The following is a 15983-nucleotide window of genomic DNA, read 5'->3' as shown; positions in this document are numbered from 1 at the left end:
ATGGAATACGTGATCCTTGCCGTAGTCATCGCCGTGATCGCCATCGGTGCGATCGCGGGCCTCGTCGTTTCCGGCAGACGACGCCAGCAGCTGCCCCCGAAGTCGCAGGCGCCGGTCATCACGGCGCCGAAGCCCACCCCGCAGGAGCCCCAGGTCGGCGAGGAGTCCGCGCCGCCGACCGAGGAGCCCAGGCGCACCGTCGAGGAGGTGGAACTCCCGGCGGAGCCTCCGGCCGCCGAGGCTCCCGAAGCTCCCGAGGCCGTCGAGGTCGTCGAGGTCGAGCCTTCCGAGGCCGAGGCGGCTCCCGCCGTCGAGGTCCCCGAGCCCACCGCCGGCCGGCTGGTCCGGCTGCGCTCGCGGCTCTCCCGCTCGCAGAACTCGCTCGGCAAGGGCCTGCTCTCGCTGCTCTCCCGCGAGCACCTGGACGAGGACACCTGGGAGGAGATCGAGGACACCCTGCTCACCGCCGACGTCGGCGTCGCCCCCACCCAGGAGCTGGTCGAGCGGCTGCGCACCCGGGTGAAGGTGCTCGGCACCCGCACGCCCTCGGAGCTCCGCGGGCTGCTGCGCGAGGAGCTGGTCGAGCTGATCGGCAAGGACGCCGACCGCAGCGTCCGCTCCACCAAGCACGAGGAGGGCCCGGCCGTGGTCCTGGTCGTCGGCGTCAACGGCGTCGGCAAGACCACCACCACCGGCAAGCTGGCCCGCGTGCTGGTCGCCGACGGCCGCACGGTGGTGCTCGGCGCCGCCGACACCTTCCGTGCCGCCGCCGCCGACCAGCTGCAGACCTGGGGCGAGCGGGTCGGTGCGCGCACCGTGCGCGGCCCGGAGGGCGGGGACCCGGCCTCGATCGCCTTCGACGCGGTCAAGGAGGGCATCGCCGAGGGCGTGGACACCGTGCTGATCGACACCGCCGGCCGACTGCACACCAAGACCGGCCTGATGGACGAGCTGGGCAAGGTCAAGCGGGTCGTCGAGAAGCACGGCCCGGTGGACGAGGTGCTGCTGGTGCTGGACGCCACCACCGGCCAGAACGGCCTGATCCAGGCCCGGGTGTTCGCCGAGGTGGTCGACATCACCGGCATCGTGCTGACCAAGCTGGACGGCACCGCCAAGGGCGGCATCGTGGTCGCGGTCCAGCGCGAGCTGGGCGTGCCGGTCAAGCTGATCGGCCTGGGCGAGGGCGCGGACGACCTGGCGCCGTTCGAGCCGGGCGCGTTCGTGGACGCGCTGATCGGGGACTGAGGCTCCCCGCCGGCCTCCCGCAGGCCGCTCTTCCGAAGGGTCCGCTCCGCTCGGGGCGGGCCCTTCCGGCTGCCCGGGTCCGGGCGGTCCCCGCTAGGAGGCGATCCAGGCCGGCTCGGCGGTGCGCTCGCGGCCGCGGTGGCACGCGTAGGCGAGGGTGCCGAGCAGCAGCCGGGCCTCGGGCGGGCAGCCGGCGTTGTCGCGGGTGGGGCGGCGCAGCCAGCGGACCGGGCCGAGGCCGCCGAGGACGGTCGGCGGGGCGGCGACGTAGCTGCCCTCGCCGTGGCAGGTGAGGTCGAGCGCCGCGTCGTCCCAGCCCATCCGGTAGAGCAGGTCGGGCAGGCGGCGGGCGGTGCCGGCGGCGACCAGGAACTGCAGCCGTCCGGTGGGGGCGGAGAGCACCGGGCCGACCTGGGTGCCCATCCGCTCCAGCCGGACCAGCGCCTGCAGGCCGGCCTGCTCGGGGACGTCCAGCACGTCGAAGGCCCGGCCGGTGGGGAACAGGACCGAGGCCTCGGCCCGCCCGGTGCGGGCCCGGCCCTCGCCGCCCGGTACGGGGTGCAGGCCGGGCGCGGCGCAGCGGGCGGCTCCGCAGGGACAGCGGGTCGGGGCGGTGGCGCCGGAGCCCGGGGTGCCGGTGGCCGGGTCGCCGGTGGCGACAGCCCAGCCCCAGCGGCCGGTGTACTCCGCGGCGGCCTGGGACGCGGTGACCTTGGTGCGGCGGCGCGCGCCCAGCGGTGCCAGCCGCAGGCTCCCCAGTCGAAGTTCGCCGAACAGGTTGTCCATGCCTCCCCCAACAGGTTCTCGTTGCCGATGGTTACGGGACGGTGACTGTGTGTCGATTGTCAGGTGTGTGGTGCGTAGTGCGGTGGCGGCGCGCAGCGCGTGGCGTGCGCCTGTTCCGGTGGTGCGCCTCGGGCGCCGCCTTGTGGGGGCGGCGCGGATGCCGGATCGTCGTGTGCGCGAGACTGTTGCCGCCCGGAGTGGGCGCTGAACTCGCCTGTGGCTGCGGTGGATTGCTGGCCCTGCCGGGTCTCCCGGGATGGTCCGGGCGACTTGGCGGCCCGCATATGCCGGACCGTCGGGACTACCTAGTGAAGCGTGTGCCCCCTGACTTCGGTTCACTCCTGGGGGTGGCGAAAGGTGGCGTTTCGCCAGGGGCGCTCCCGCGGGCACCTCGCGGGGCATTACGTTCAGCACGCGGATGCCGTCGGGATCCCGCTCCGGGCCGCCGGAGAGCGGGAGTTGGGAATCTGACGGATCGTCCGCGACGATGGCACGCCAGTGCGAGGGCGCGGTACGGCACCACCACGGGCGCGGCAGGCAGCACGCACGGCAGGCACGTCTGGCAAGAGCCCGCAACCGTCGGGCGGTCACGATCGGGGGCCCCGCGAGGGGCCGGGCGGGATGGGACGTTCCCATGGCAGAGAAGCAACCCAATGAGAAGCTGACCACGTGGTTCGCCCGCAGCGGTTGGTCCAAGGGCGAGTTGGCGCGTCAGGTCAACCGACGGGCCCGGCAGATCGGCGCCCACCACGTGTCCACCGACACCTCCCGGGTGCGCCGCTGGCTCGACGGCGAGCAGCCGCGCGAGCCGATCCCCAAGATCATGTCCGAGCTCTTCTCCGAGCGCTTCGGCTCGGTGGTCTCGATCGAGGACCTCGGCCTGCGCGCCGCGATCCCGGTCTCCACCGTGGGCGGCGGCGTCGACCTGCCGTGGAGCGGTCCGCAGACCGTCCAGCTGATCAGTGACTACTCCCGCAGCGACCTGATGCTCAACCGCCGGGGCTTCCTCGGCACCTCGCTGGCGCTGACCGCCGGCGCCGCGCTGATCGAGCCGATGCAGCGCTGGCTGACCCCCGGCCCGACCGGCATCCCCACCCCGATCCTCACCGCGGCCAACGGCGGCGAGGCGTTCACCGGCCGGCTCTCCGAGCCCGAGCTGGAACTGCTGGAGCAGACCACGGTCATGTTCCGCCAGTGGGACGCCCAGAACGGCGGCGGGCTGCGCCGCAAGGCCGTCGTCGGCCAGCTGCACGAGGTCACCGACCTGCTCCAGGAGACGTACAACGAGGACACCACCCGGCGGCTGTTCCGGCTCACCGCCGAGCTCGCCCACCTGGCCGGGTGGATGTCGTACGACGTCGGGATGCACCCGAGCGCGCAGAAGTACTACGTGCTGGCCCTGCACGCGGCCAAGGAGGCCGGCGACCGCCCGTTCGGCGCGCTGATCCTCACCGACATGAGCCGCCAGATGATCCACCTCAACCGGGGCGAGGACGCCCTGGAGCTGATCCACCTGGCGCAGTACGGCAGCCGTGACACCGCCGGCCCGCGCCAGCAGTCCCTGCTGTACGCGATGGAGGCGCGGGCCTACGCCACCATCGGGGAGGTGAACCGCTGCGCCCGGGCGGTCCGGCTGGCCGAGGACACCTTCACCGACATCCGCGACGGCGACGACGAGCCGGACTGGCTGAAGTTCTTCTCGCCGGCCGAGCTGAACGCCGAGAACGCGCACTCCTTCCGCGACCTCGCGTACCACTCCGACAACGCCCAGCTGTACGCCTCGCTGTCGGCGCCGGTGATGGAGCGCGCGGTCGACCTGTTCCGCCGGGACGGCGACCACGTGCGCTCGTACGCCTTCAACCTGATCGGCATGGCCAGCGTGCACCTGCTGCAGAAGGAGGCCGAGCAGGCGGCGGTGATGGCCGAGCAGGCGGTGGACATCGCGACCAAGGTGCGCTCGGAGCGGCTGAACTCCCGGGTGCGCAAGACCACGGAGGCCGCGGCCGCCCGGTTCCAGGGCGTGGACGCGGTGAGCCGGCTCAAGGAGCGGGTCGTTCAGGACATCCCGGAGTACGTCTCGGTGGTCTGATCGGCGCACCTCCCGGGCACTTCCCGGACTCCACCGACCGTGCCGGCCGCCGCCGTCGCGGTCGGTGGTTCCCGCGTGGGCGGGGCCGGGCGCGCGGCGGCACGGTAGCCCGTCCGGGCGGTTCCGGGGCTGCGGTTCACGCAGCCGTAACCCGCGCGTCGCACGCGTCACGGTCGCGAAACAACCGGCCGCACTGGCCGAAACCAGCCTTCGGCACGCTCCTCTTCAACGCCGACACCCCGGGTGGCACGGGACAGGTACCCGGGTGCGGATCGGCTTGGACGCAGAGGAGACGCCGATGCCGGACGGCTTCAGCGCGGGCGACACCGCCTTCGTGCTCATCAGTGCAGCCCTGGTCATGCTCATGACCCCGGGCCTGGCCTTCTTCTACGGGGGCATGGTCAGGGCCAAGAGCACCCTGAACATGCTGGCGATGAGTTTCCTCTCGCTCGGCATCGTCACAGTGCTCTGGGTCCTCTACGGGTACTCGCTCAGCTTCGGGCCGGACTCCTTCGGCGGGCTGATCGGCAACCTGGACTTCCTGGGGATGCGCGGCATCGGCCTGAACGAGCTGACCGGGACCATCCCGGTCACCGCCTTCGCGATGTTCCAGCTGATGTTCGCGATCATCACCCCGGCGCTGATCAGCGGCGCCATCGCGGACCGCGCCAAGTTCGCCGCCTGGGGCCTGTTCATCGCGCTCTGGGTGACCGTCGTCTACTTCCCGGTCGCGCACTGGGTGTTCTTCTTCGACGGCGGCCACGGCGGCTGGCTGGGCGACCGGAACGGCGTGATCGACTTCGCCGGCGGCACGGCCGTGCACATCAACGCCGGTGTGGCGGGTCTGGCGCTCTGCCTGGTGCTGGGCAAGCGGGTCGGCTTCAAGAAGGACCCGATGCGCCCGCACAGCCTGCCGCTGGTGATGCTCGGCTCCGGCCTGCTGTGGTTCGGCTGGTTCGGCTTCAACGCGGGCTCGGCGCTGGCCGCCAACGGGGTCGCCGCGATGGCGATGGTCAACACGCAGGTCGCCACCGGCGCGGCGCTGGTCGGCTGGCTGGTCTTCGAGAAGCTCAAGCACGGCGCCTTCACCACGCTGGGCGCCGCCTCCGGCGCGGTGGCCGGACTGGTCGCGATCACCCCGGCCTGCGGCTCGGTCAGCCCGCTCGGCGCGGTCGCGATCGGTCTGGTCGCGGGCGCGGTCTGCGCCGCCGCCGTCTCGCTGAAGTACCGCTGGGGCTTCGACGACTCGCTCGACGTGGTGGGCGTGCACGCGGTGGGCGGGGCGATCGGCTCGCTGCTGGTCGGCCTGTTCGCCACCGGTGGGGTCGGCCAGACCGCCAAGGGCCTGTTCTACGGCGGCGGGCTGGGCCAGCTCGGCAAGCAGGCGATGGGTGTGGCCGTGGTCGCGGCGTACTCCTTCGTCCTCTCCTGGCTGCTGGCCAAGGCGGTCGACAAGCTGGTCGGCTTCCGGGTCGCCGAGGAGGTCGAGGTGGCCGGCATCGACCAGGCCGAACACGCCGAGTCCGCCTACGATTTCAGCGCTGTCGGGGCGGGCCTGGCCCGCGCCCTGTCGGGTCCGGCCGCGGCCGCCGCGCCGGCCGGTCCGACCGGCGGTGCGTCCCTCGGTTCGACGGCCGGGTCGTCCGCCGCGAAGCCCGCGCCGACGGCAGCACCGAAGTCCGCCGAGAAGCCCACCGAGAAGGCCGCCGGAAAGGCCGCCGAGAAGACCGAGGTCGACGCCTGATGAAGCTCATCACCGCCGTGATCAAGCCGTACCGCCTGGACGAGGTGAAGGCCGCCCTGCAGGCCTTCGGGGTCCACGGCCTGACCGTCACCGAGGCCAGCGGCTACGGCCGCCAGCGCGGCCACACCGAGGTTTACCGGGGCGCCGAGTACACGGTGGACCTGGTACCGAAGGTCCGGATCGAGGTCCTGGTCGAGGACGAGGACGCCGACGACCTGATCGACGTCCTGGTGAAGGCCGCCCGGACCGGGAAGATCGGCGACGGCAAGGTCTGGAGCATCCCGGTCGACACCGCCGTACGGGTCCGCACCGGCGAGCGCGGCCCGGACGCCCTGTAGCCCCCGCCCGTCGGCGGGCCCGTGATCCCTCCGGGGGCCGCGGGCCCGCCGACGGCGTACCCCGCTCGGCCGAACCGCACCGCACCGGATGCCCGGCGCACCGCGGGACGGCTCACCCGCACGACGGACGGGACCCAGCGCATGACCACCGAGACCAGGCCCTCCGAGCCCGCCGACCACTCCGCCGCCCGGGCCGCGCTGCTCGCCGACCCAGGCCCGGTCGGCCGCCCCCGCCGCGAGGCGCTCGCCCGGCTCACCGACGACTGGCTGGCCGGGCTGCTCGCCGCCGCCGGAGCCCCGCCCGGCGTCGCCCTGGTCGCCGTCGGCGGGTACGGGCGCGGCGAGCTCTCCCCGCGCAGCGACCTGGACGTCCTGCTGCTGCACGACGGCCCGATCCCCCGCGAGCTGCCCGAGCGGATCTGGTACCCGGTCTGGGACGCGGGCGCCAAGCTCGACCACTCGGTGCGCACCGTCGCCGAGGCCCGGGCGGTCGCCGCCGCCGACCTCAAGGCCCAGCTCGGCCTGCTGGACGCCCGCCACCTCGCCGGGGACCCGGCGCTCACCGCCGAGCTGCGCGCCGCGGTGTTCACCGACTGGCGCGCGAGCGCCCCCGCACGCCTGCCCGAGCTGCGCGAGCTGGCCCGCGAGCGGTCCGAACGCCACGGCGAGCTGTCCTTCCTGCTGGAGCCGGACCTCAAGGAGGCCCGCGGCGGCCTGCGCGACGTGGTCGCGCTCGACGCCGTCGCCGCCAGCTGGCTCGCCGACGCGCCCCGGGACGGCCTCGACGCCGCCGCGCTGCGCCTCGCCGACGTCCGCGACGCGCTGCACCTGGTCACCGGCCGGGCCACCGAGCGGCTGAGCCTGCAGGACCAGGACCAGGTCGCCGAACGGCTCGGCGTGCTGGACGCCGACACCCTGCTGCGCCAGGTCTACGAGGCCGCCCGGACCATCGCCTACGCGAGCGACGTCACCTGGCGGGCGGTCGAGCGGGTGCTCGCCGCCCGCAGCGGCCGGGGCCGGCGGGCCGTGCGGCGCGCCTTCCCGTTCGCCGCGCCGTTCACCGGAGTCGGCCGCGGCGCGGGCGCGGTGGCCCGGGGCGCGGTCGAGCGCCGCCCGCTCGCCGAGGGCGTGGTCGAACAGGACGGCGAGGCGGTGCTGGCCCAGGGCGCCCGCCCGGCCGCCGACCCGGTGCTGCCGCTGCGCGCCGCGGCCGCCGCCGCGCAGAACGGGCTGACCGTCTCGTACGCGACGGTGCGCCGGCTCGCCGCGGAGTGCCGTCCGCTGCCGGTGCCCTGGCCCGATGAGGCGCGCGAGCAGCTGGTCACCCTGCTGGGCGCGGGGGAGGCGGCCGTCCCGGTGTGGGAGGCGCTGGAGGCGGAGGGGCTGGTCACCCGGCTGCTGCCGGACTGGGAGCGGGTGCGCTGCCGTCCGCAGCGCAACGCCGTGCACCGCTGGACCGTGGACCGGCACCTGGTGGAGACGGCGGTGAAGGCCGCCGCGATGACCCGCCGGGTGGCCCGGCCCGACCTGCTGCTGGTCGCCGCGCTGCTGCACGACATCGGCAAGGGCTGGCCCGGGGACCACAGCGAGGCCGGCGAGGTGATCGTCCGCGACCTCGCCCCCCGGATGGGCTTCGGCCCCGAGGACACCGAGACCCTGGCGGTGCTGGTCCGCCACCACCTGACCCTGGTGGACACCGCCACCCGGCGCGACCCGGACGACCCGGCCACCGTCGAGGCGATCACCAAGGCGGTCACCACTCTGCCGGAGCTGGAGCTGCTGCACGCGCTCACCGAGGCGGACGCACTGGCCACCGGCCCGGCCGCGTGGAGCAGCTGGCGGGCCTCGCTGGTCGGCGGCCTGGTGGCCCGGGCGGCCGACCGGCTGGCCGGGGCCGGCACCGCGCCGGTGGAGGCGGCGCCCACCACCGAGCAGGAGCGGCTCGCGGTCGAGGCGGCCCGCACCGGTGAGCCGGCACTGTCGCTGCACGCCCAGGCCGAGGGGGCGGACCCGGGCACCGAGCCGATGGGCGTCGAGCTGACCCTGGCCGTCCCCGACCGCCCCGGGCTGCTCGGCACCGCCGCCGGGGTGCTCGCGCTGCACCGGCTGACCGTCCGCTCGGCCGGACTGCGCGAGCTCGACCCGATCGGTGCCGGGCCCGTGCTCCTGCTGTCCTGGCGGGTGGCGGCCGAGTTCGGCGAGCTGCCCGAGGCGGCCCGGCTGCGGGCCGACCTGCGGCGGGCGCTGGACGGCTCGCTGGACGTCGAGCGGCGCCTCGCCGAGCGGGACGCCGCCGCCCCGCGCCGCCGGGGCATCCCGACCCCGCCGCCGCTGGTCGCGGTGGCGCCCGCGGTGGCCTCGGCGACCGCGACCGTGCTGGAGGTCCGCGCGCACGACGCCCCCGGGCTGCTGCACCGGATCGGCCGGGCGCTGGACGGGGCGGGCGTCCGGGTGCGCACCGCGCACGTCTCCACGCTGGGCGCGGAGGCCGTCGACTCCTTCTACCTGACCGACGCGCAGGGCCGCCCGCTGGCCGCCCGGCGGGCCGGGGAGGTGGCGGCGGCGGTCCGGGCGGCGCTCGGCTGACGGGCGCCGGGAGCCGGGGTCGACGATGTCCGCGAACGGGGGTGGAGACCTCACCCGGGGCGGTTGGATACCCTGGGGGACGACGACCGTACCGATACCGATGCCGCAGAGGACCCGCGACGACGTGTTCGACACCCTTTCCGATCGCCTCGCAGCGACGTTCAAGAACCTCCGGGGCAAGGGCCGCCTCAGCGAGGCGGACATCGACGCCACCGCCCGCGAGATCCGCATCGCGCTGCTGGAGGCGGACGTCGCGCTGCCGGTCGTCCGGGCCTTCATCAAGCAGGTCAAGGACCGCGCCCTCGGTGCCGAGGTCTCCGGTGCGCTGAACCCGGCGCAGCAGATCATCAAGATCGTCAACGAGGAGCTCATCGCGATCCTCGGCGGCGAGACCCGCCGGGTGCGGTTCGCCAAGAGCGGCCCGACGGTCATCATGCTCGCCGGTCTGCAGGGTGCCGGTAAGACCACCCTCGCGGGCAAGCTCGGCCACTGGCTGAAGCAGCAGAAGCACACCCCGCTGCTGGTCGCCTGCGACCTCCAGCGCCCCAACGCGGTCAACCAGCTCCAGGTCGTCGCCGAGCGTGCCGGTGTGGCCTTCTACGGCCCGCAGCCGGGCAACGGCGTCGGCGACCCGGTGCAGGTGGCCAAGGACTCGATCGAGTACGCCAAGCAGAAGCAGTACGACGTCGTCGTCGTCGACACCGCCGGCCGCCTGGGCATCGACGCCGAGCTGATGCAGCAGGCCGCCGACATCCGCGCCGCGGTGAACCCGGACGAGGTCCTGTTCGTCGTCGACGCGATGATCGGCCAGGACGCGGTCACCACCGCGCAGGCCTTCCTCGACGGCGTCGACTTCACCGGTGTCGTGCTCTCCAAGCTCGACGGCGACGCCCGCGGCGGTGCCGCGCTGTCGGTCGCGCACGTCACCGGCCGGCAGATCATGTTCGCCTCCAACGGCGAGAAGGTCGACGACTTCGACGCCTTCCACCCGGACCGGATGGCCTCGCGCATCCTCGGCATGGGTGACGTCCTCTCGCTGATCGAGAAGGCCGAGCAGACCTTCTCGCAGGCCGAGGCCGAGAAGATCGCCGCCAAGCTGCGCGGCGGCCCGAAGCAGTTCACCCTGGACGACTTCCTGTCGCAGCTGGAGCAGGTCCAGAAGATGGGCTCGATCTCCAAGCTGCTCGGCATGCTGCCCGGCATGGGCCAGATCCGGGACCAGATCAACAACATCGACGACAAGGACGTCAACCGGGTCGGCGCCATCATCAAGTCGATGACCCCGACCGAGCGCGCCGAGCCGGAGCTGATCAACGGCTCCCGCCGGGCCCGCATCGCCAAGGGCTCGGGCGTCCAGGTCGGCGAGGTGAAGAACCTGGTCGAGCGGTTCTTCGAGGCCCGCAAGATGATGTCCGCGATGGCCTCCGGCAAGGGCATGCCCGGCATGCCGGGGATCCCGGGCATGGGCGGCGGCTCGAAGAAGTCCGGCAAGAAGGCCCCGCAGGCCAAGGGCAAGCGCAAGAGCGGCAACCCGCTGAAGCGGGCCCAGGAGGAGGCCGCGGCCGCCGAGCGCCGCGCGCTCGGCCCGGGCGCCGGCCAGCCGGCGGACGGCGGGGCGTTCGGCCTCGGCGCGGGCAAGGGCCCGGCCGACTTCGAGCTGCCCAAGGAGTTCAAGGACCTGCTGTAGGTCCCGACCGGTCCTGGATCCGTCCGGGACCGGTCCCGATCGGCCCCGGCCGGTCCTGGTCGGCCCGTCGTCCGGAGTTTCCGGGCGGCGGGCCGATCGTGTGTCCGATGATGGGGGCATGCGAGTGACGATCAGGGCCCCGAGGGCAGAAGACGCGGTTGTGTACGCCGACGCGGTCCGGCGGTCCGCCGACCACATCGGCCGGTGGAACCCGGTCGAGCCGGACGGGCTGCCCGAGCTGCTGGAGCGCCAGGGCGCGGGGCTGCGCACCTTCCTGATCCTCGACGGGGAGACCGGCGGGCTGGTCGGCAAGGTGAACGTCGCCAACATCGTGATGAGCCGGTTCTGCAACGCCACGCTGGGCTACGACGCGTACCTGCCGTTCGCCGGCACCGGGCGGATGACCGAGGGCATGCGGCTGGTCCTGGACCGCTGCTTCGCGCCGCAGTCGGCCGGCGGGCTGGGGCTGCACCGGCTGGAGATCAACGTGCAGCCCGACAACGAGCGCTCGGTCGCGATGGCCAAGCGGCTGGGCTTCCGGCACGAGGGCTTCTCGCCGCGGATGCTGTTCCTGCAGGGCGACTGGCGCGACCACGAGCGGTTCGCGCTGACCGCCGAGGAGTGGCCAGGCGCCGCGGCCTAGGCGTCGGTGGGGGCGCCCCGGCACAGCTGCCGGCGGGCAGGCGGAGCCGCTGGTGGGCAGGCGGAGCCGCTGGTGGAGGCGCCCGGCACAGCGGCTGGTGGGAGGGGTTCGGGGCGGCCGCGCGGCCGGCTCCGGGCGCCCCCGGGCGGGCGCTCGGGCGCGGCGTTGCGGTTGGCCCGCCCGAGCACCTGTCCGTATCGTCCGGTGGGTGACCGAACCCGTGCCGCCGCGTCAGACCCCCGACCAGCCCTGGCGCTCCGAGGGCGCCCCGCCCCCGCCCCCGCCCCGACGGCGGATGCCCGGCGGCTGGACCGGTCTCGTCCTCACCGCCCTCGTGGTGTTCCTGATCTCCGACGTGCTGCTGTCCGTCTTCGGCAACGAGGGCGCCACCACGATCTCGTACACCGAGTTCAACAACCAGCTGAACAAGGGCAACATCACCAAGATCTACGCCAAGGGCGACGCGATCGAGGGCACCCTCAAGACCGCTCAGCCCAAGCCGGACGGCGGCAAGGGCGACTACACCGAGTTCGACACCCAGCGGCCCTCCTTCGCGAACGACAACCTGTGGGCCACGCTGCAGCAGCAGGGCGTCGAGGTCACCGCCACCTCGCCGGTCCAGCAGCGCAGCTTCCTCACCAACCTGCTGCTCTCGCTCGCCCCGATGCTGCTGCTGATCTTCATCTGGGTGCTGCTCGCCCGCCGGATGGCCGGCGGCCTCGGCGCCGGACCGCTCGGGCGCAAGACGCCGCCCAAGCCGGTCACCGCCGAGCAAGGCAAGCGCACCACCTTCGCCGATGTGGCCGGCATCGACGAGGTCGAGGCCGAACTCACCGAGGTCGTCGACTACTTGAAGAACCCCGACCGGTACCGCAAGCTCGGGGCCAAGATGCCGCGCGGCGTGCTGCTGAGCGGGCCGCCCGGGACGGGCAAGACCCTGCTGGCCCGGGCCGTGGCCGGCGAGGCCGACGTGCCGTTCTTCTCCGCCTCCGCCTCCGAGTTCATCGAGATGATCGTCGGCGTCGGCGCCAGCCGGGTCCGCGAGCTGTTCGCCGAGGCCCGCAAGGTCGCCCCGGCGATCATCTTCATCGACGAGATCGACACCATCGGACGCCAGCGCGGCGCGGGCGGCGGCATGGGCGGGCACGACGAGCGCGAGCAGACGCTCAACCAGATCCTCACCGAGATGGACGGCTTCAGCGGCTCCGAGGGCGTCATCGTGATCGCCGCGACCAACCGGTCCGACGTGCTCGACCCGGCGCTGCTGCGCCCCGGCCGCTTCGACCGGCGGATCACCGTCAGCCCGCCCGACCGGGAGGGCCGCGCCGCCATCCTGCGCATCCACACCCGCACCGTCCCGCTGGCCGGCGGCACCGACCTCCGGCAGCTGGCGAAGGTCACCCCCGGGATGACCGGCGCGGAGCTCGCCAACCTGGTCAACGAGGCCGCCCTGCTGGCCGTCAAGCGCCAGCAGGACGCGGTCAACGAGCGGGACCTCTCGGACGCCCTGGAGAAGGTCCAACTGGGCGCCGTGCGACCGCTGGTGATGCCTCAGGAGGAGCGCGAGCGGACGGCGTACCACGAGAGCGGGCACGCGCTGCTGGGCATGCTCCAGCCCGGCGCGGACCCGGTCCGCAAGATCACCATCGTGCCGCGCGGCCGGGCGCTCGGCGTCACGCTCTCCACCCCGGAGAACGACCGCTACTCGTACACCGAGCCCTATCTGCGCGGCCGGATCATCGGCGCGCTCGGCGGCATGGCGGCCGAGCAGGTGGTCTACGGGGTGATCACCACCGGCGCGGAGAGCGACCTGGAACAGGTCACCAACATCGCCCGCGGGATGGCCGGGCGCTGGGGGATGAGCGAGCGGGTCGGCCGGCTCACCGCGGTGCCCTCGGACCCGCAGGGCGCGTACGGGCTCTCCGCCGCGCCGACCACCCTGGACGCGGTGGACGAGGAGGCCCGGCGGATCGTCTCCGAGTGCTACGACGACGCGGTCCGGCTGCTGACCGAGCAGCGGCACCGGCTGGACGCACTGGCGGCGGCGCTGCTGGAGGCGGAGACGCTGGACGAGGAGGCGGCGTACCGGGCGGCGGGGGTGCCGCGGGACGGGGCCTCCGAGGGGGCCGCCGAGGGGGTCGAGGGAGCCTCCGCGGGGTCCGCGGGGTCCGCCGGGGCCTCTGCGGGGGCCGAGAAGCGTGAGGGGCCTGAGGGGCCCGACGGGAAGTCGCTCGGCCGGGCGTGACGCCGGCTGCCGGGGGCGCTCGCCACTGCGGCGGGCGCCCCCGGTTCACGTCTCCTAGCGAGGCCGCTCGGCGACCAGGTAGCGGAACACGTTCTCCATCCGGACCGAGCCGTCGGCGCGCAGGTACGGCTGCAGCGCCTCCTCCAGCTCCTTGGCCACCAGCGAGGCGCCGGAGAACTCCTCGGCCGCCTCGAACAGGCCGGTGGAGAGCAGACCGCGGACCGCGCTGTCGAGGTCCGCGTAGGCGAACGGGCAGCTCACCCGGCCGCTGCCGGCCGGGCGCAGGCCGGCCGGGCCGAGCAGGTCCTCCAGGGCTCCGGGCGCGCTGAGCTCGAACGGGTCGCGCGAGGTGGTGCGGCCCGCCATCCGCCGGGCCACGTCCAGCACCGGGGCGCTCTCGCAGCGCTCCGGCGGGCCCCAGGCGGCGAGCACCACGTGCCCGCCCGGAAGGGTGAGCCGGGCGGCCTCGGCCACCACCGGGAGGGGATCGACGGCGCCGGGCAGCTGCTCGAAAACCGTCACCAGCGAATGGGCCGAGCGGGCGACGGCGGCGGTCGGCCGGGGCCCGGCGCACACCCGCAGCCGGCGGTCGCGGGCCAGCTCGCGCAGCTCGTCCCGCGGCTCCTGCCCGGCGACCTGTGCGCCCCGCCCGGCGGCCAGCAACAGGGCCAGTCCGGACCGGCAGCCCAGGCCCAGCACGCTGCTCGCCGGGCCGACCTCCAGCCGGTCGTAGACCGCCTCGTAGAGCGGCACCAGCATGCGTTCCTGGATCTCCGCCCAGTCGCGCGCCCGCGCGGGCCCGGCTGCCCCGGGCTGCGGGTGGTGCGCGCGTGCGCCTGTTGGTCGTACGGTCGTGCCGGTCGTCCGAGCTGAAGCCATCGCGGCCTCCCATCCGGTCCTTCGGTGTGCTGCTACGGCTCCCCCAAAGTCCCGCCCCACTCCAGCGAACAGCGGGTCGGGCCCGGCGTCCAGAGGGGTGCAGGGTGGTGCGCGCGTGTCGCGGTGGTGCGCCCCCCGCCCCGCGGGCCGGTCCGGCGCCGACCGCGGGCGTGACACCGACGCGGGTGTGAATCCGATTCGAAGTCAGGGGGTCGCTCCCCGTACCATTCGCCCCATGGCTAAGGCACCCGTTCTCACCCCTCAGGCGGAAGACTTCCCGCGCTGGTACCAGGACCTCATCAACAAGGCCGAGCTGGCCGACAACGGTCCGGTGCGCGGCACCATGGTCATCCGACCGTACGGCTACGGCCTGTGGGAGCGGATGCAGCAGGAGATGGACGCCCGGATCAAGAAGGCCGGCGCGCAGAACGCCTACTTCCCGATGTTCATCCCGCAGTCCTACCTGACCAAGGAAGCGGAGCACGTCGAGGGCTTCGCGCCCGAACTCGCGGTGGTCACCCACGGCGGCGGCAAGCAGCTGGAGGAGCCGGTCGTCGTCCGGCCCACCTCCGAGACGATCATCAACGAGTACTTCTCGAAGTGGGTGCAGAGCCACCGCGACCTGCCCCTGCTGATCAACCAGTGGGCCAACGTGGTCCGTTGGGAGCTGCGCCCGCGCGTCTTCCTGCGCACCACCGAGTTCCTCTGGCAGGAGGGCCACACCGCCCACGCCACGTACGAGGACGCCCGTGAGTACGCCTCGATGATCCACACCCAGGTCTACGGCGACTTCATGACCAACGTGCTCGGCATCGACGTCGTGCTGGGCCGCAAGACCGCCAAGGAGCGCTTCGCCGGCGCCATCAACACCCTCACCCTCGAAGGCATGATGGGTGACGGCAAGGCGCTGCAGATGGGCACCAGCCACGAGCTGGGCCAGAACTTCGCCAAGGCGTTCAACACCACCTACCAGCTCCAGGGTGCCGAGCGCGAGCACGTCTGGCAGACCTCCTGGGGCGTCTCGACCCGCATGGTCGGCGGCCTGATCATGTCCCACGGCGACGACAACGGCCTGCGGGTGCCCCCGCGTCTGGCCGCCGTCCAGGCCGTCGTGCTCGCGATCAAGGGCGACGACGCGGTCATCGCCAAGGTCCGCGAGATCGGCGCCCGGCTGGAGGCCGTCGGCGTCCGGGTCGTGGTCGACGACCGCACCGACACCCCGTTCGGCCGCCGCGCCGTCGACTGGGAGCTCAAGGGCGTTCCGCTGCGCATCGAGGTGGGCCCGCGCGACCTGGAGAACGGCACCGCGATGCTGGCCCGCCGCATCCCGGGCGGCAAGGAGCCGGTCTCCATCGACGCCCTGGCCGAGCTGGTCCCGGGCGTGCTGGAGGAGGACCAGGCGCTGCTGCTGCGCCAGTCCCGCGAGCGCCGCGAGTCCCGCACGGTCGACGTCAAGAACATCGACGAGGCCGTCGAGGCCGCCGCGACCGGCTGGGGCCGCATCTCCTGGGCCGAGCTCGGCGCGGAGGGCGAGGCCAAGCTGGCCGAGCAGGGCGTCACGGTGCGCTGCATCGTCGCGGCCGACGGTTCGGTGCCGCTGGCGGATGACCAGGACGGCAACATCGCGATCGTCGCCCGCGCGTACTGAGATCGGCTCCACCTCCGTTCCGGGCCGTTCCAGGTCGTTCCGGGCCGTTTCGCGGCTCTTCCGCGATCCGGGGATGTCCGCCGGATGTGCGCC

At 73.8% G+C, this 15983-nt stretch carries 11 protein-coding genes; 9 read left to right on the top strand and 2 right to left on the bottom strand.

What is annotated here, in order from left to right; translation table 11 throughout:
• Nucleotides 1–1245: a signal recognition particle-docking protein FtsY gene (gene ftsY / locus ABT048_RS29575; RefSeq protein WP_350524598.1), complete on the top strand. Its 1245-nt coding sequence runs from the start codon at nucleotides 1–3 to the stop codon at nucleotides 1243–1245.
• Between the two features lie 93 nt (nucleotides 1246–1338).
• Here ftsY and ABT048_RS29570 read toward each other — a convergent pair whose 3' ends face one another.
• Nucleotides 1339–2031 (bottom strand): bifunctional DNA primase/polymerase, encoded by a 693-nt coding sequence (locus ABT048_RS29570; protein WP_350524597.1) that lies wholly within the window; start codon nucleotides 2029–2031, stop codon nucleotides 1339–1341.
• 634 nt (nucleotides 2032–2665) lie between these two features.
• Here ABT048_RS29570 and nsdA point away from each other — a divergent pair.
• The 7 genes from nsdA to ftsH all read left to right on the top strand — a co-directional run bounded on the left by nsdA (nucleotide 2666) and on the right by ftsH (nucleotide 13363).
• Nucleotides 2666–4120 (top strand): transcriptional repressor NsdA, encoded by a 1455-nt coding sequence (nsdA, locus tag ABT048_RS29565; protein WP_350524596.1) that lies wholly within the window; start codon nucleotides 2666–2668, stop codon nucleotides 4118–4120.
• Between the two features lie 298 nt (nucleotides 4121–4418).
• Complete coding sequence (locus ABT048_RS29560; RefSeq protein ID WP_350524595.1) at nucleotides 4419–5864, top strand: ammonium transporter; 1446 nt, start codon at nucleotides 4419–4421, stop codon at nucleotides 5862–5864.
• Complete coding sequence (locus ABT048_RS29555; RefSeq protein WP_350524594.1) at nucleotides 5864–6202, top strand: P-II family nitrogen regulator; 339 nt, start codon at nucleotides 5864–5866, stop codon at nucleotides 6200–6202. Before ABT048_RS29560 ends, ABT048_RS29555 begins: the two co-directional genes overlap by 1 nt.
• Nucleotides 6203–6343: 141 nt before the next feature.
• On the top strand, nucleotides 6344–8788 hold the full coding sequence (locus tag ABT048_RS29550; RefSeq protein ID WP_350524593.1) for a [protein-PII] uridylyltransferase: 2445 nt from the start codon (nucleotides 6344–6346) through the stop codon (nucleotides 8786–8788).
• 124 nt (nucleotides 8789–8912) lie between these two features.
• Nucleotides 8913–10475, top strand: coding sequence for a signal recognition particle protein (ffh, locus tag ABT048_RS29545; RefSeq protein WP_350524631.1), 1563 nt, complete (start codon nucleotides 8913–8915; stop codon nucleotides 10473–10475).
• A gap of 118 nt (nucleotides 10476–10593) precedes the next feature.
• Entirely contained in the window at nucleotides 10594–11118 is a 525-nt protein-coding gene (locus ABT048_RS29540; RefSeq protein ID WP_350524592.1) for a GNAT family N-acetyltransferase, read from the top strand.
• A gap of 208 nt (nucleotides 11119–11326) precedes the next feature.
• Complete coding sequence (gene ftsH, locus ABT048_RS29535) at nucleotides 11327–13363, top strand: ATP-dependent zinc metalloprotease FtsH (RefSeq protein ID WP_350524591.1); 2037 nt, start codon at nucleotides 11327–11329, stop codon at nucleotides 13361–13363.
• Between the two features lie 54 nt (nucleotides 13364–13417).
• Here the strand turns inward: ftsH and ABT048_RS29530 are convergent, their stop codons facing one another.
• Nucleotides 13418–14242, bottom strand: a complete 825-nt coding sequence (locus ABT048_RS29530; RefSeq protein ID WP_350524590.1) for a class I SAM-dependent methyltransferase — start codon at nucleotides 14240–14242, stop codon at nucleotides 13418–13420.
• A 235-nt stretch (nucleotides 14243–14477) separates the two neighbouring features.
• Here ABT048_RS29530 and proS point away from each other — a divergent pair, with 235 nt between their 5' ends.
• Nucleotides 14478–15890, top strand: a complete 1413-nt coding sequence (gene proS, locus ABT048_RS29525; protein WP_350524589.1) for a proline--tRNA ligase — start codon at nucleotides 14478–14480, stop codon at nucleotides 15888–15890.
• Nucleotides 15891–15983: the final 93 nt, after the last annotated feature.

Origin of the sequence: Kitasatospora sp. NPDC096140, from assembly GCF_040303045.1 — a bacterium.
Lineage (GTDB): Bacteria > Actinomycetota > Actinomycetes > Streptomycetales > Streptomycetaceae > Kitasatospora.
The sequence above is the reverse complement of the archived record's forward strand: the minus strand, read 5'-3'. Positions and strand labels throughout refer to the sequence as shown.

Bases quoted from the DNA above. Each gene is read 5' to 3' on its own strand.
- ABT048_RS29555 (WP_350524594.1), top strand. From the start codon at position 5,864: ATGAAGCTCATCACCGCCGTGATCAAGCCGTACCGCCTGGACGAGGTG.
- ABT048_RS29530 (WP_350524590.1), bottom strand. From the start codon at position 14,242: ATGGCTTCAGCTCGGACGACCGGCACGACCGTACGACCAACAGGCGCA.
- proS (WP_350524589.1), top strand. From the start codon at position 14,478: ATGGCTAAGGCACCCGTTCTCACCCCTCAGGCGGAAGACTTCCCGCGC.
- ABT048_RS29550 (WP_350524593.1), top strand. From the start codon at position 6,344: ATGACCACCGAGACCAGGCCCTCCGAGCCCGCCGACCACTCCGCCGCC.
- ABT048_RS29570 (WP_350524597.1), bottom strand. From the start codon at position 2,031: ATGGACAACCTGTTCGGCGAACTTCGACTGGGGAGCCTGCGGCTGGCA.
- nsdA (WP_350524596.1), top strand. From the start codon at position 2,666: ATGGCAGAGAAGCAACCCAATGAGAAGCTGACCACGTGGTTCGCCCGC.
- ABT048_RS29560 (WP_350524595.1), top strand. From the start codon at position 4,419: ATGCCGGACGGCTTCAGCGCGGGCGACACCGCCTTCGTGCTCATCAGT.
- ftsY (WP_350524598.1), top strand. From the start codon at position 1: ATGGAATACGTGATCCTTGCCGTAGTCATCGCCGTGATCGCCATCGGT.
- ABT048_RS29540 (WP_350524592.1), top strand. From the start codon at position 10,594: ATGCGAGTGACGATCAGGGCCCCGAGGGCAGAAGACGCGGTTGTGTAC.